The sequence below is a fragment of the Mycobacterium sp. SMC-8 genome (assembly GCF_025263565.1).
Taxonomy (GTDB): Bacteria; Actinomycetota; Actinomycetes; order Mycobacteriales; family Mycobacteriaceae; genus Mycobacterium.
In genome coordinates, this window is the sequence record NZ_CP079865.1 from 5,869,021 (window position 1) to 5,884,268 (window position 15,248).

The window sequence follows — 15,248 nt, forward strand, 5'->3', positions numbered from 1 at the left end:
CAAGCGACAGTAGACCCGGGATCGACGCCGGGGACCGGATCGATCAGTTCAACCGCGACACGTCCAGGCTGACCCCGGCGGCCGGGAACCGGGCCAGCAGCGCGTCGCCGATGGCCGCGGCCGGGGTCAGGATTCCGTGCAGGTCGGGCAGCTTGTCGCGATCCAGCGCGAGCGCCAGTCCGCTTTCGCCGAGCAGCACCGAGGTCGCCTTGTAGCCGGGGTCACCCTGCTGCGACATCCGGGCAACGTAGCGGGCGCCGGTCGAGGTCGTGGTGTAGGTCTCGACGGTGTAATGCCCGCGTTCCCGGGTCTGCTCGCTCGGCCCGGTGCCGGGTTTGGGCAGGACGCGCTCCAGCGCCCGGCGCGGCACTCGGTTGAGGAAGCGGCTGCCGAGTTCCATCGTCGCGACATTTCCGGCCGTGGCCATGGCGGCCAGCAGCGGCGCGGCCACCGAGTGCCCGGTGCTCATCTGCTCGGCATACTCGAACCGCCTGCCGTACGAGTAGTCCAGCAGCGCGTTGCTGCGCCGCACGATGCGGGTGTTGGGCAGCGCCATGGCGAACGCGCCGACCCAGTAGCCGTCGAGTTCAGGGGCGATCTCCCGGCCGCGGCGCCACCGCGCGTCCGGCTGAGCGCCGAGTTCGGGTTCGGCGCCCCGGTCAGGGGTCAATGTGTAGGGGTCGTTGAGCAGGCGGCGGGCTTCGGGGTCCAGCGACGCCTCGCGGGCGAGCTCGGCCATCGACGCCACCGTGCCGCCGGACACCCCGCCGGCGAAGGTGCGTACGACGTAGTTGGTGTCCCCGAGCGCGCCGGCGCCGTCGCGTCCGGCCTGCCGGTGCAGCGCGAACACGGTCAGATCCGACGGGATCGAGTCGAAGCCGCACGCGTGCACGATCCGCGCGCCGGTGTCGGCGGCCTGTTTGTGGTGCAGGTCGATGCACCGGCGCACGAACAGGGTCTCACCGGTGAGGTCGGCGTAGTCGGTGCCCGCCGCCGCGCACGCCGCGACCAGCGGCAGGCCGTGCCGCAGGTACGGGCCCACGGTGGTGACCACCACCCGGGTGCTGGCCGCGAGTTCGTTCAGTGTCGACGGCGAAGACGCGTCGGCGACGATCAGCGGCCAGTCCTGCGCCGCTTCGCCCAGCGAGTCCCGGACCGCCAGCAGGCGATCTGCCGAACGGCCGGCCAGCGCGATGCGGGCACCGGTACCGGCGGTGGCGAGGTACTGCGCGGTCAGCTTCCCGACGAAGCCGGTGGCCCCGTAGACCACGATGTCGTGCTGACGGTCGTGTGCGGCGTCTGCGCTCATGTCCGCTGACGCTACCCGAGCGTTTCCGGCAGCTCGGTGTCCTGTCCGAGCACGTGGCGGGCCAGGAACGCCAGCACCACCTGGTACCAGATTTTCGCGTGCGGCGGGCTCAGCACCCAATGGTTCTCCGACGGGAAGTACAGGAACCGGTGCACCGTGCTGCCGTCGTCGGCGGCGGGCCTCGCCGACTTGCTCAGCAGCTCATACCAGAGCCGCAGCGCCTCCCCGATCGGCACCCGGTAATCCTTGTCCCCGTGGATGACCAGCATGGGGGTGGCGATCTCGGAGACGAAGAGGTGCGGTGAGTTGGCCCTGGTCATCTCCGGCGTCATCTCCCTGGCCCACCAATAGGCGCCGTCGGTGGTCGCACCGAACTGGTCGAGGGCCCACAGACTGGCGTGGGTGACGATCGCCGAGAACCGGTCGGTGTGCCCGGCGATCCAGTTGGCCATGTACCCGCCGAACGAGCCGCCCATAGCCGCGGAGCGGGTGGCGTCCACCCTCGGGTGCGCGCACGCCGCGTCGGTCGCGGCCATCAGGTCCGTATACGGCGCGAATCCCCATGCCCCCCAGCCCCGTTGGATGAAGTGCTGGCCATACCCGGTGGACAGGGCCGGGTCCGGGAGCAGCACGGCATAGCCCTGGGCCGCCATCAGCCACGGGTTCCAGCGCCAGTGCCAGGCGTTCCAGCTTGCCAGTGGTCCGCCGTGAATCCACAGCAGCAGCGGGGCGGGCTCGTCATCATCGGGAAGGACCAGCCAGGACCGCACGGTCTGCCCGTCCTCGGCCGTGGCGGCCACCTCCATCAGCGCGCCGGGCAGTTCCGGAAACGGAACGCAGTCGAGAACGGTGACCGACCCGTCGGCATCGATGCGGACCGGGTGCGGCGGCGTCGTATAGGAACTGCGCAGCGCGAACAGCACACCGCCGGGCGCGGTCCGCACGTCGGTGTAGGTGAAGTCGTCGGCCACCAAGCTGCGCACCGCTCCGGTGGCAGGGTCGACGGCGAAGACGGGGCCACGACCGTTGTCGTCGGCGGTGACGATCACCGCCGAGCCGTCCGCCGACCAGGTGACCGACGTCGGCCAGCGGTCCCAGTCGACGGTGAGCTCGACCGGTTCTTCGCCGAACCGCAACACACACAACGTGATTCGTGGAGCCTGTCGAGGTGTGGAGATCGTTTCCCGCGTGTAGGCCACCGATCGGCCATCCGGCGAAATGGCCGGGTTTCCGAGGTCGGCGCGCCGGTCGTCGACCACCGTGGTCCGTTGCGCTGTCGCGATGTCGACCCGGACCAGCACGGTGCGCAGCGCCGCTCCCGGCGCCGGGTCCTGCCACGTCGTCACGAGGAACGTGCCGTCGCGGCTGAGGTCGACGTGCGCGTCACGCAGCGCGCGGTCCGGCGCGGGCGTCAGGTCGCGTGCCGCGCCGCCGGTGAGGTCGAAGACGTGGGTCTGTTCGGGGCCGAGGTCGTGGTCCCAGTACCGCACCGGATAGCCGGTGTGCAGCACCGCCGAGATCTTGTTGTCCTTGCGCAGGTTCCGCAGCCGCTGGTCGGTGTCGGTGTCGGCGGCGGAGGCGAGCATGGTGGAGGTGACCACCATGGTGGCCGCTGCGTCCGCCGCCCGCACACTGTCGATGCCGCCGGGCAGTGTCGCCACTTCGTGTGCCTCGCCGCCGACGGCGGGCAGCCGCCACAGTGACTTGCCGGCAGGCTTGTCGTCGCCCTCGCCGGGCCGGGTCGCCAGGAACAGCAGGTCACCGTCGGCGGTGAACTCCGGCGCGGACTCCCCCTTGGCGCCGTAGGTCAGGCGCCGCGCCGGCCGCCCGCCGGTCGGGTCGAGTTCCCATAGCGCAGTGACGAATTCGGTGCGCTTGTCGTCGAGTTCGGCCACCGTCGTCACGACGCGGGAACCGTCCGGCGAGACCGCCAGAGCGGCCACCCGCGGCAGCGCCAGGAATCGGTCGAGGTCGTGAAAGGGAGTGGACGGGGTCGCAGCGGGGACATTCGGAGCAGAAGGCATACGGATTTCGTAACACACTGCCGTACAGGACTTCACGTGGAATTAACACACCTTGACCGGTGGGACACATTCCCACGGTTAGCGTCAAGCGTCGTACACCATCAGTACCTCGAGAACACTACGAATAAACCGTGTTCCGGGAAACCACCCCAACAGACCCGGCGGAGGTCCCATTGACACCCGAAGTCGAGGACGCCTTGGCGTCCATGGCCGCAGTCAACAACGAGTTCTTCTATTGGATGTCGATCGCGTTGATGATGCTCATCCACGCCGGCTTCCTCGCCTACGAGGTCGGCGCCTCGCGGTCGAAGAACGTGCTCGCCACGGCGATGAAGAACCTTCTGGCGCTGGCGACGATCGTCGCGTCGTTCTTCTTCGTCGGCTGGTTCCTCTACAACGCGATGCCCAGCGGCTTCATCGAGTTCAACGACGCGGCCAAGGCCGCGCTGCCGTGGGGCGACAACATGGGCCCGAACGTCGCGGACCCGGCCAGCGGCATCTTCTGGGGGGCGTTCGCGCTGTTCGCCGCCACCACCGGTTCGATCATGTCCGGCGCTGTGCTGGAACGCATCCGGACCAGTGGGTTCCTGGTTCTGACCGTGCTCGTGGGGTCGGTGACCTGGATCATCGGGGCGGCGTGGGGCTGGCACGGCGCCGGTTGGATGCTGACCAAACTGGGCTTTCACGACGTCGGCGCCGCCGGTTGCGTGCACATGATCGCCGGCTTCGCGACCCTGGGCATCCTGATCAACCTCGGCCCGCGCATCGGACGGTTCCTGCCGGACGGCAAGGCCATGACGATTCGCCCGCACAACCTGCCGCTGACCATGCTGGGCCTGATGTTGATCTTCACCGGCTTCTTCGGCTTCCTGATGGGCTGTGTCATCTACGCCGGCGACGGGTTCAGCACGATCTATGCCAGCCCGACCACGTTGAGCGCGTTCGCCTTCAACACACTGATGGGTCTGGCCGGCGGCATCATCGGGGCCTACATGACCTCGCGCGGTGAACCGTTCTGGACCATCTCGGGTGGGCTGGCCGGCATCATCGGGGTCGCGTCCGGCATGGACCTCTATCACCCCGCGCTGGCGTTCGTGCTCGCGCTGGGCGCCGGTGCGTTGATCCCCTACATCGGAAAGCTGTTGGAGAAGTTCAAGATCGACGACGTGGTCGGCGCCGTGGCGGTGCACGGCGGGGTCGGACTGTATTCGGTACTGATGGCCGGTGTGTTCCTGGCGGGCTACCCGAACACCGACGGCAACCCGTCGATCTCGCTGTGGGGCCAGGCGGTCGGTGCGGTGGTGTTCGCGGCGCTCGGCTTCATCCCCGCCTACCTCGTCTCGCTGGGGCTGAAGAAGGTTGGCCTGCTGCGGATTCCGAAGGAGGTCGAGGAACAGGGTCTGGACCTGAGCGAGGTGCCCGCGACGCCGTACCCGGAGGGCATCCCGTTGACGGTCATGCCCGTCAACGGCGGCAAGGCCCTCATCGGCGCAATGGAGGTGAAGTAGATGTTCAGCCCGATCGACAGCTATGAGGACGCCGGGGTGGTGTTCACGTTCGGCGGCTACTCCGTGGGAGTCTGGCTGTGCTTCCTGCTGGCGGTGATGTTGTTCGTCGGGTTCTTCGTTCGGATGATCCAGCACGAGAACAAGGCGTACAACGCGATCATCGAACATCAACCGGTGGAGCCGGGACCGGCGGCCGAAGGAGAACCGACCCCCTACTGAGCGCCGCAATGCGCGTGCGGTCACCGGCCGCTCGCGAGCACAGACAGAATCGCCCGAATCCGTTGTGGATTCGGGCGATTCTGCGTCCGCAGGGCGCACGGGGTGCCGCCGTCGGCCGACCTTCAGCCGGCGTTGCGCAGCCACTGCACCGCACGGTCGCGGTAGGCGATGATGCCCTTGTATTCGGCCATGTCCGCGGGCAGGTCGGCCAGCACCGCCGCGGTGGCCTGCCGCCACGGGTCGAATGCGACCAGGTCGGCCAGCGGGAGCAGATAGGTACGGATCAGGAAACAGACCGATCCCGACTCCGGCAGGCGGATCAGATGCTGCACCTCGACGCGCAGGTGCACCAGACGTCCGAACTGCTCGTCAGGGACGGTCTGGATCGTGGTCCGGTCCGGGCCCCACTCGTGGTAGCGCTCGGTCGAAACGTCGAGGCGGCGACCGACGGTCAACGTCCAGTTGGTGCGCCGATAGGTCTCCCCGGGCTGCAACCGCATCAGGAACTCCCGGGCGCGGGTGATCACGCCCGTTGCACGCAACCGCGGTACAGGTCCGTGGATCTCCAGGAACGTCATGCCCACGTCGAACCCGAACGACCAGTCGGCGGCGAAGGTCACCACGCCGGCATCGCCGAACAGATCCCCGTCGCGCTGGTCGAGCAGCACGATGTCCTCCTGGACCTGCGCGGCGATGTAGGCCAGCGGCTCGGCGGGCAGGGTCGCGTCGTCACCGACGACGAAATCCTGCACCAGGCCCAGCCGGTCGTTGCGCCAGCGCCACCCGGCGCCGTGCCGTTGCACGGACATGACATCCGGGTACGCCGCCGCCATCTCACGCATCAATGTCAGCATCGCATCCCAGCACGCCGGCCGCATGTGCGCCAGCACCGCGTACCTGCTCGGATCGGCAGCCAGAATCGTTGCGCGCTCAGCCAGTTCGCGCTCGTATTCGCTGTCGATGTCGACCACCCGCTCCCCCCACCCTCCGGCCGGGGTCGGCACCACCGCACCTGCCGGCTCCACATTGGTGCTGTACCGATACTGGTCGGTGGCGAACGGGAACGGGAACGTCGCGATAAGGTCGGGCGCCGAGATCACAGCGCCAACTCCAGGCTCTGGCCCCGGGCCCGGGACACACAGGCCATCATCGAATCCCCCGCATTCTTCTCGTCGTCGGTCAGGTACAGGTCGCGGTGCTCGATGACCCCGCCCGACACCGGAATTCGACACTCTCCGCACACGCCCCGGCGGCAGAGGTTGGGCACTTCGATCCCGCGTCCTTCGAGCGCGTCGAGCAACGAAACACCGGCATCGACGGTGAACTCCTCCGCGTCGGAGGACAGCCGCACCGCGAACGGTTCGCCCGGATCGAGTGCGTCGATTCCGAAGTGCTCGACGTGGATACGGCTGGCCGGCCACCCTAGTTCGACCGCGGAGGCCGTGACGACGTCGATGAAACCGGCCGGGCCACACACGTAAAGGTGCGTTCCGAGCGGCTGATCGGCCAGGCTCGCGGTCAACTCGGCGACGAGATCGGCACGGCGGGTGTGGATCGACACGTGCTCGGTGAGCTCGCGGACGAGATCGGCGTAGACGCCCCGGCCGCGACGGTGGATGTAGAGCAGTCGCGCATCGCGACCCCACAATCGAGCGCTGCGCAGATGCGAGACCATAGGCGTGATGCCGATCCCCGCCGCTACCAACAGATGTCGGCGGGCCCGCAGGATCGGGGGGAACGCGCTGCGTGGCGGACGGGCTAGCACCGTGTCACCCGGGGTGAGCTCGTCATGGATCCAGCGTGAACCGCTCGGAGCACCGTCGCGACCTGCCCGCAACACCGAGATCACATAGGCCGCAGGTGCGGTGGCCTCGCCGGTCAGCGAGTAGGCGTTGACCGGCGACCCCGGTCCTGCGCACTCCACGACGAGGTGACTGCCGGGAGTGAACGACGGCAGCGCACCCCCGTCGGGGTCGACCAGTGTCAGGGTCCGGATACCGTCGAAGGTGTCGTCGACCGCGGCGACGGCGAGCCTGCGCATGTTCACGACGCCACCTGCTGCTCGGCGTCGGCCATGTACCCCAGGTGGGCACCCTGCAGCCTCGAAACATGGTAGTGCACAACTATATTGCGCGCACACCCGGCGCACACCAGGACGTCCTCCAGAGCCACGGAGGCGGTGGTGACCGTCCGGCAGTGCACGCAACGCACCGCGCGCCGGGCTACCTCGGTCGAGCCGACGGTCATCTCGTCGTCGGCGACACCGGCCGCGAGGGCCTCGGCCCGCACCTTGAGACAGGCACTCGCCGGACCGGCGATCATCAGGCGCCACCCCACCCGGGCGTCGGCGAGATCCCGGCGCAGCGCCGTACACGCCGACTCGCCGTCGTCACCGTCAGGCGTCGGATGCAGACGGACCTCGGATTGGGCTGACACAGCGGCGATCTCAGCGCTCCAGCGCTGAGCGACCTGCATCCCGGCGGCGCCGATCGCGATGATCGTCCAGCACCGACCGGAGAGGTCGGCGGCCGGTTGGGTCGGCCGCACCGCCCATTCGGGCACACTGGTCAGCTCGAGCGCAGGTCTCATGACACCCTCCGGTATACCGACGGTTGACGGGGTTGCCGTTCAGGAAACCAGCGGTGCGTTTCGGCCGTGTGACCGCGCTGTCTCGTCCACTTGACGCATATCGCTAGGGTCGGTGCATGTCGGGGCACACCATCGTGATCGGCGCCGGAATCGCCGGTCTCGCGGCGGCCGTCGCGCTGCGGCACTGCGGGCACGACGTGACGGTGCTGGAACAACGCACCGACGTGAGTTCGGGCGCGGGCATCAGCATCTGGCCGAACGCGCTGGCCGCACTGGACCGCATCGGCCTTGGGGAGGACGTCAGGCGCGCCGGCGGACGCGTGACCGCCGGCGCGATCCGCTGGCGCGACGGCTCGTGGCTGCGCCGCCCCTCGGCGCAGCGGATCGTCACCGCGCTCGGTGAGCCCCTGGTCGTCGTGCGACGGTCGGCGCTGACCGACATTCTTGTGAACAGCTTGCCCCCGGGGACCGTGCGGACCGGGACGGCGGTGACGGGGGTGTCGATCGCCGAGTCCTCGGTGCAGCTCACCTTGTCAGACGGCGGCGTCCGCGACGCCGACGCGGTGGTTGGCGCCGACGGGGTGAACTCGACGCTGGCGCGCACGCTCAACGGCCCGCTGCGCAGCCGATACGTCGGGTACACCGCATGGCGAGGCGTCGCGGCATACCGGCTGGATCCGGCGCTGGCCGGCGAGACCATGGCGGCGGGCACCGAGGTCGGACATGTCCCGCTCGGCCCCGACCACACTTACTGGTTCGCCACCGAACGCGCCCCCGAGGGCAGCAGAGCCCCGGGCGGCGAACATGCCTACCTGAGCGCGAAGCTGTCCGGATGGGCTGATCCGATCCCGGCGCTGCTGGCGGCGACGGATCCGGCCGACCTTCTGCGCAACGACCTCTACGACCGCGCCCAACCCGACCACTGGTCTCGCGGCCCGACCGTGATCATCGGCGACGCCGCCCATCCGATGCGACCGCACCTGGGACAGGGCGGCTGTCAGGGCCTGGAGGACGCGGCGATCCTGGCGAGGTTCGTCGAGTTGTGCCCCGACCTGCCGACCGCGTTCGCGAAATTCGCGGTGTTTCGCAAGAAGCGGGTGCGCCCGCTGGTGCGTGAATCCGCCGCGATCGGCCGCATCGTCAATCTGCGGCCGGCGGCGCTCAGCGGCCTCGCCAGCCGGGCGAGCACGCTGATCCCGGAGTGGGCGGTGACGCGCCACCTGGCCTCGATCGCAGCCGGTGCCGCCTTTGTCCTGCCCACTGTCCGCGACGCGGCCGGCTGACCGCCGGGTCGTGCTCGGCGCGGCTCTCCGGTCAGCGCGCCGAGCGCGGCGTGAACAGCGCGGTGCACATCTTGCGGAGGTCCAGCACGCCGCCGAAGACCGAGGTGGGCATCGTGGCGCAGCCGTTGGCCCTGCCCGTGGTGGTCGAAGGGACCGTGGCCGGTGCCGCCGGAGCCGGGTTGCCCCAGACCTGGGCGGCCATGCCCTTGGCGCCGCACTTCGGCCAGGCCTTCAGGCCCTGGGTGCGCAGCACGTTCTCGGCGACGCGGATCTGCTCGTGCCGGGAAGCGCTGGCCGGGTTGCCCACGCCGCCGTTGGCCAACCAGGTGGCCTGCTTGAACTGCAGTCCGCCGAAGTGTCCGTTGCCGGTGTTGATGGCCCAGTTTCCGCCCGACTCGCACTTCGCGATCGCATCCCAGTTGACGGAGTCGGCGTGGGCGGTGGCGGTGGTGCCGTCCAGTGCCATCGGCACGACGGCCAGGGCTCCGGAGATCGCGGCGGCCATCAGGCCCTTGTTGACTGCGGTACGAACGTTCATCTCTGCGGTCCTTCCCCGACCGTTTGTGACTCAAGGCCCGCAGTGAAGTGGTGGAGCTTTCACGACGCGGTTACCTGCACTGTCGAGTGATGCGCATCACCTGTTAGCGAAGAGACGAAAGTTTTAACAGTTACTTATCTGACGTAAGAGGCGTCTGAGAAGGACGGCGCCAGAGGGGCAGAAGAAACGAGAAGCGGTGCCGACGGGGTCGGCACCGCTTCTTGGTCGCGTTCGTCGGCGGTCAGCCGCGCCCGCCGCAGGTCGGCCACGCACCGATGCCCTGGCTCTGCAGGACGTTGTTGGCGACGCGGATCTGCTCCTCGCGGCTGGCCTGGTGCGGGGCACCCGAGCCGCCGTTGGACTGCCACGTGCTCATGGTGAACTGCAGGCCGCCGTAGTAACCGTTTCCGGTGTTGATCGACCAGTTGCCGCCGGACTCGCAGGCAGCCACAGCGTCCCAGTTGACGCCGTCCGCATTCGCGGTGCCGGCCGCCAAGCCAGTGACGGCAGCCATCGGCGCGATGGCGAGCGCCCCGGCAAAAGCGGCCAGCCCAAACGTCTTGCGGATGTTCTTCAAGATTTGTCCTTTCGCCGAGCGCGCGCCAAGGACGCCCATGGACACGCGGTGTCACACGGGTGTGATGCCTGCACAGCAGGCGGTGATTTGGGTTGCGCCGTCTCGGTCAGGCACAACAGGGGAGGTCACCTGGAGACCTCGCCGGATCGGAAAACCCGACGGCCCGGACGACCGACTCGGCCGCCCCGGCCCCACTCACACGCTGGTTCGTGGTTTTGAGTTATTTGCTCCGTAAGAAGCTGTTTGGGACCGTACAAAGCGATCCGGCCAAAGTCATATCGCCGGAGAACGTGTCGCACGCAGATCACGGAATGATCACGACGGGGAGCGTTCGCCGTCCGTGCAGGTCAGATGGATGTTTGACGCAGGGGTCAGGACAGACCGCCAGTCCGGCGAAAGTGAGTCAAATCACCGGCTTTTTGTGAGCTGGACCACTTGCGTCGCGGACCGCAGACCGCTCAGAGTCGCCGCATCGCACGCAAGAAGCCTTGATCGGCTTGTCGATGCGCCCGTCGCGGGCGAGTCGGTTCGCTGGCCCGGGGCGATCACCGCTTCCCTGCCATCATCTAATTCCCCTTTCCTGCAACCGATTTCGATGGACGTCAGTGAACCACCGCAGCCCGGCGCACAGCCCCCTCGGCCGAATCCTCTTGCAGGTTAGCCGTGTTCGCTGCGGCACGACTTGGGTCGACCAGCGGCCGAAGCACCCCCCGGACACCAAACCGAGACGCCGGCAACGAATACGGGTACCGTCTCTAATTCCGGCCCGAGTTGGGTCATTTGGCTTAGTGCCTTGAATTCTCGGCGTTCAGTGCGTTGAGGATTGCGTTGACCTCGGTGTTTAGGGCTGGCGGGTAGGTGGCGATGACGCCGTTGAGGTCGATGGTGGCTGATCGCAGGGGTTTGAGGGTGCGTAGGAATCGGCGCAGTGACAGGCCGGTGCGGGTCTGGACTTCGCGGCTGACGGCCAGGGCGGTGAACACGATGGTCAGGTGGGCTTCGATGGCGTCGCGGGTGCGGGCGAACATGGGCCGGGCAGCGAGGTCGGATTTGGACATCCGGAAGGACGCCTCGACGTGCCAGAGGTCGTGGTAGCTGGCGATCACTTCGGTCGCGGGCATCAGTGCGGCGTCGATGTTGGTGACGTAGCCCTTGAGCCCGACCAAGCGGCGGGCGCGCTGCAACGACGCCTCGTCAAATTCTTGGGAACCGTTGCAGTTCTTGATGAACCGCGGTACCCGCGCGGCTTTCTCGCCGGCGACGACCGCGCGGGCCTTGTTCTCCTGCAGGTTGAGCGTCTTGGTGTCGCGCACCGCGCGTTTGGTCGAGTACGCCCACACCGCCCGCCAGGACTTGGTGTGGGTCGCCGGATCCCAGACGGGCTCGGCTTTGCGCTTGGGGTCGCTGGTCTTGGTCGCGGTGCCGCGTCGATCGCGTGGGGTGATGGTGTCGATGATCTGGCCATCGGTGAAGAAGTCGCCGTGCCAATGGAAGTGCGAGGCCAGATCGTTGGGCGCTTTGGTAACCCTCGATCCGACGATGAACCGCAACCCTGCCTCATCAAGTTCGCGCAGATTGCCGCTGGCCAGCATGCCCGCATCAGCGACGACGACAATGTCGGTGATCTCGTGGCGGGCTTGGAATGCCTTCACGATCGGCACGATCGTCAGAGTTTCGGCCTTGTTTCCTTCGAAACAGCCGATTTCCAAGGGGAATCCGCACCGATCGACCAGCAACCCGACCACGATCTGCGGGTCCACTCGGCGTTCCTTGGAGTACCCCACGCGGCGTAGGTCGTCTTCCTTGTCGGCCTCGAAATACAGGGTCGTGACGTCGTCAAGCACCAGGCTGACATCACCGGCGGTGCGGGCGTGGGCGAAACACGCTGCGGCGATCTGGTCGCGGTAACCACCACCGCGGGCACGGCGCAGGGTGCGCTTGCGGGTCGACAGTGACGCTGAGGTACGTCCCAGCTCGGCGAGGACCCGATCGGCGTCGAGCAGGCTGGTCGGCTCGACCACCCGGGCGATGACCAGGTCACGGAAGACCTCATCGCCGACCGCGTCGTCGAACCCCAGGCTGGCATACACCTGCGCCAGGGCGTCATACAGCAGCCCGCTGCAGCTCTTGAGCACCCGCGGCCGCACCACCAACTCCCGTACTGCGGATTCTCCAGCATCCTCGGTGAACAGCATGCCAGCTGGCGGTGGAACCATATGGGCCCGAACGGCTTTCAGCGTGATCCCCAGATCCAACTCGCCTTGGGTGTCATCGGCCAACAGCCGGCGGGCCTCCTCGAGCAGCAGACCCAGCTCGGCGTCATCACGCGCAGAGCCCACATGGCGCACGATCCGGCGGCGGCCATCGACGGATTCGGCGATCTGGACCGCGGTCGCGCCCGAGGCCGTGCGCACCCGCCGAATCCACACCATCCAGGCAGCCTACTGACCCAAATTAGTGCCTAGCAGGGGCACTAAGCGGAGACATCACCCCAGCTCAAGACACCGCCACCCTACAAAACTGACCAAAGTGACCCAACTCAGGTCTCGGTCAGGCACAACAGGGGAGGTCACCTGGAGACCTCGCCGGATCGGAAAACCCGACGGCCCGGACGACCGACTCGGCCGCCCCGGCCCCACTCACACGCTGGTTCGTGGTTTTGAGTTATTTGCTCCGTAAGAAGCTGTTTGGGACCGTACAAACCGATCCGGCCAAAGTCATATCGCCGGAGAACGTGTCGCACGCAGATCACGGAATGATCACGACGGGGAGCGTTCGCCGTCCGTGCAGGTCAGATGGATGTTTGACGCAGGCGTCAGGACAGACCGCCAGTCCGGCGAAAGTGAGTCAAATCACCGGTTTTTTGTGAGCTGGACCACTTGCGTCGCGGACCGCAGACCGCTCAGAGTCGCCGCATCGCACGCAAGAAGCCTTGATCGGCTTGTCGATGCGCCCGTCGCGGGCGAGTCGGTTCGCTGGCCCGGGACGATCACCGCTTCCCTGCCATCATCTAATTCCCCTTTCCTGCAACCGATTTCGATGGACGTCAGTGAACCACCGCAGCCCGGCGCACAGCCCCCTCGGCCGAATCCTCTTGCAGGTTAGCCGTGTTCGCTGCGGCACGACTTGGGTCGACCAGCGGCCGAAGCACCCCCCGGACACCAAACCGAGACGCCGGCAACGAATACGGGTACCGTCTCTAATTCCGGCGAACCGGTTCAATCGCGCTTGTCAGGGCGAAAAGCGCTCGAATTGACCGGCTTTCATCCCGATCAAGACTGAAACCGGTTGGCGCGCAACACGACAACGTGGTCGACAATCGGCCATGCCGTCACACCCGACCATCCTGACAGCTGTCAAACATTACGACAGTAAATACGAGGAATTGGCCGATTTCGGGCAAGGAATTAGCGATAGTCATTGTTAAAGGAATCAATGGCAATTTGCTGGGACAATCGCGGCGGCACAACTGCGGCCAGCTCGTCTGCCGTGTTGACGTTGGCCAGGGACGGCTGGGGCGGCAGCACGATCCGTTGGGTGTCGACCGCATTCACCAGCGACCGCATGCTGCGCTCCCCCGCCGCGAGCAGCTCCGAGACGACGGTGTGCAGGGCCGTTCGGTAGATACCCGCGAGGTAGTGGTCGCGCCCGTCCCACGGGAGCACCACGTCCGCATCCAACCGGCCCGCGGGGGCGGCGAGGACATCGATCACCTCGGAGGTCAGCGCCGGCATGTCGACCGCACACAGGAACGCGTGCGCGCGGCCTGATTCGGCGGCGGCACGCAGACCCCGCCCGGCCGCCAGCAGCGGCCCCACGCCGCGGATCTCGTCGCGCAGCACGACGGCATCCAGGTCTGGCAACGCCTGACCGGGGGCGGCGACCACGAAGACCGGATCGCAGCGTTCACGCACCACGGCGACCACGCGCTCGACAAGGGTGACGGACCCCGAGGGCCCGTCGACGGTCAACGTGGCCTTGTCCCGACCCATCCGCCGGGAGGCTCCCCCGGCGAGTACGACAGCAGCCAACGGCAGCGGTGACGTCACACCGGTGACGTTAGCGCAGCTACCTAGGCTGGGTCAGCCAGTCGGATCAGTCGACTGTCCAGGTGTCTTTACCGCGCAGCAGCGACTGCAGGGCAGCGGTGTCGTGCGCCCTGGTCTCGCGCGCGGTGGCCAGCTGCTGACGGGCCGCGTCGTCGTAGGTCGGCTTGCTGACCTGACGGAAGATCCCCATGACCATGTGGTCGAGGTTCTGCTCGGACAGCCGCGACAGCGCGAACGCGTACGCCGGATCCTCGACCGTCGCGTCGTGGACCACGATCTCGTCGGCCGACACGTCGGCGGTCTTGGCGACCTCCAGCCCGTATCCGGACTTGACCACGCAGTACTCACTGTCAGGACCGAAGGTGATCGGCTGTCCGTGGGTGATGTTGATCAGCCGCTCCTCGGCGCCTTCCTTGCGCAGCGCGTCGAACGAGCCGTCGTTGAAGATCGGGCAGTCCTGCATGATCTCCACCAGCGCCGCACCGCGGTGCTGGGCGGCGCCGCGAAGCACCTCGGACAGTCCCTTGCGGTCCGAGTCCAGTGCGCGGCCCACGAAGGTCGCCTCGGCGCCGAGCGCCAGGGAGACCGGGTTGAACGGGTAGTCCAGCGAGCCCATCGGCGTCGACTTGGTGACCTTGCCCGTCTCCGAGGTCGGCGAGTACTGCCCCTTGGTCAGACCGTAGATCCGGTTGTTGAACAGCAGGATCGTGATGTTGATGTTGCGGCGCAGCGCGTGGATGAGGTGGTTGCCGCCGATCGACAGCGCGTCACCGTCACCGGTGACCACCCACACCGAGAGGTCCTCGCGCGCGAGCGCGAGGCCGGTGGCGATGGTGGGGGCGCGACCGTGGATCGAGTGGAAGCCGTAGGTCTCCAGGTAGTACGGGAACCGGCTGGAGCAGCCGATGCCGCTGACGAACGCGATGTTCTCGCGACGCAGACCCAGCTCGGGCAAGAAGTTGCGGATCGTGTTGAGGATGACGTAGTCGCCGCAACCGGGGCACCAGCGGACCTCCTGGTCGCTGGTGAAGTCCTTGGCCTTCTGCGGCTGGTCGGTCGTCGGGACCAGGCTGGTCTTGGTCAGGCCGGACGGAGTCAGCCCCAGGTCACTGCCGATCAGGTCGGTCATTTCGGCTCCTCGCGCAAGTGCTC

At 67.5% G+C, this 15,248-nt stretch carries 12 protein-coding genes and 1 pseudogene; 3 read left to right on the forward strand and 10 right to left on the reverse strand.

Annotation, left to right across the window (positions count from 1 at the left end):
• Positions 1 to 43: 43 nt before the first annotated feature.
• The gene (locus KXD97_RS28185; protein ID WP_260754235.1) at positions 44 to 1,309 is read right to left on the reverse strand and encodes a trans-acting enoyl reductase family protein; all 1,266 of its coding nucleotides are present in this window, start codon (positions 1,307 to 1,309) and stop codon (positions 44 to 46) included.
• 11 nt (positions 1,310 to 1,320) lie between these two features.
• Positions 1,321 to 3,333 (reverse strand): S9 family peptidase, encoded by a 2,013-nt coding sequence (locus tag KXD97_RS28190; protein ID WP_260754236.1) that lies wholly within the window; start codon positions 3,331 to 3,333, stop codon positions 1,321 to 1,323.
• Between the two features lie 173 nt (positions 3,334 to 3,506).
• Between KXD97_RS28190 and KXD97_RS28195 the strand changes: the two genes are divergently transcribed.
• Both KXD97_RS28195 and KXD97_RS28200 read left to right on the forward strand, forming a co-directional pair.
• Entirely contained in the window at positions 3,507 to 4,841 is a 1,335-nt protein-coding gene (locus tag KXD97_RS28195) for an ammonium transporter (protein WP_260754238.1), read from the forward strand.
• On the forward strand, positions 4,842 to 5,060 hold the full coding sequence (locus KXD97_RS28200) for a hypothetical protein (protein WP_260754241.1): 219 nt from the start codon (positions 4,842 to 4,844) through the stop codon (positions 5,058 to 5,060).
• Between the two features lie 122 nt (positions 5,061 to 5,182).
• On the opposite strand, the gene KXD97_RS28205 is transcribed toward KXD97_RS28200, so the two are convergent.
• From KXD97_RS28205 to KXD97_RS28215, 3 genes are read right to left on the reverse strand one after another with little or no spacing between them, the layout of a single operon-like run.
• Positions 5,183 to 6,160, reverse strand: coding sequence for a DUF3445 domain-containing protein (locus KXD97_RS28205; protein WP_260754243.1), 978 nt, complete (start codon positions 6,158 to 6,160; stop codon positions 5,183 to 5,185).
• On the reverse strand, positions 6,157 to 7,101 hold the full coding sequence (locus KXD97_RS28210; RefSeq protein ID WP_396885540.1) for a PDR/VanB family oxidoreductase: 945 nt from the start codon (positions 7,099 to 7,101) through the stop codon (positions 6,157 to 6,159). The genes KXD97_RS28205 and KXD97_RS28210 overlap by 4 nt, the downstream gene beginning before the upstream one ends.
• Positions 7,102 to 7,103: 2 nt before the next feature.
• Positions 7,104 to 7,649 carry a dimethylamine monooxygenase subunit DmmA family protein gene (locus tag KXD97_RS28215; protein WP_260754246.1) on the reverse strand — a complete coding sequence of 182 codons (546 nt, stop codon included), beginning with the start codon at positions 7,647 to 7,649 and terminating at the stop codon, positions 7,104 to 7,106.
• Positions 7,650 to 7,765: 116 nt separating this feature from the next.
• Between KXD97_RS28215 and KXD97_RS28220 the strand changes: the two genes are divergently transcribed.
• Positions 7,766 to 8,932, forward strand: a complete 1,167-nt coding sequence (locus KXD97_RS28220; protein WP_260754248.1) for an FAD-dependent oxidoreductase — start codon at positions 7,766 to 7,768, stop codon at positions 8,930 to 8,932.
• A 31-nt stretch (positions 8,933 to 8,963) separates the two neighbouring features.
• Here KXD97_RS28220 and KXD97_RS28225 read toward each other — a convergent pair whose 3' ends face one another.
• The 5 genes and pseudogenes from KXD97_RS28225 to KXD97_RS28245 all read right to left on the reverse strand — a co-directional run bounded on the left by KXD97_RS28225 (position 8,964) and on the right by KXD97_RS28245 (position 15,225).
• Positions 8,964 to 9,470 carry a transglycosylase family protein gene (locus KXD97_RS28225; RefSeq protein WP_260754249.1) on the reverse strand — a complete coding sequence of 169 codons (507 nt, stop codon included), beginning with the start codon at positions 9,468 to 9,470 and terminating at the stop codon, positions 8,964 to 8,966.
• A gap of 241 nt (positions 9,471 to 9,711) precedes the next feature.
• Positions 9,712 to 9,945: pseudogene (locus KXD97_RS28230) on the reverse strand (transglycosylase family protein); the annotation flags it as partial.
• An 887-nt stretch (positions 9,946 to 10,832) separates the two neighbouring features.
• Positions 10,833 to 12,479 (reverse strand): IS1634 family transposase, encoded by a 1,647-nt coding sequence (locus KXD97_RS28235; RefSeq protein WP_260754251.1) that lies wholly within the window; start codon positions 12,477 to 12,479, stop codon positions 10,833 to 10,835.
• A gap of 975 nt (positions 12,480 to 13,454) precedes the next feature.
• Positions 13,455 to 14,096, reverse strand: a complete 642-nt coding sequence (gene mobA, locus KXD97_RS28240; RefSeq protein ID WP_260754252.1) for a molybdenum cofactor guanylyltransferase — start codon at positions 14,094 to 14,096, stop codon at positions 13,455 to 13,457.
• A gap of 46 nt (positions 14,097 to 14,142) precedes the next feature.
• Positions 14,143 to 15,225 carry a 2-oxoacid:ferredoxin oxidoreductase subunit beta gene (locus tag KXD97_RS28245; RefSeq protein ID WP_260754253.1) on the reverse strand — a complete coding sequence of 361 codons (1,083 nt, stop codon included), beginning with the start codon at positions 15,223 to 15,225 and terminating at the stop codon, positions 14,143 to 14,145.
• Positions 15,226 to 15,248 lie beyond the last annotated feature (23 nt).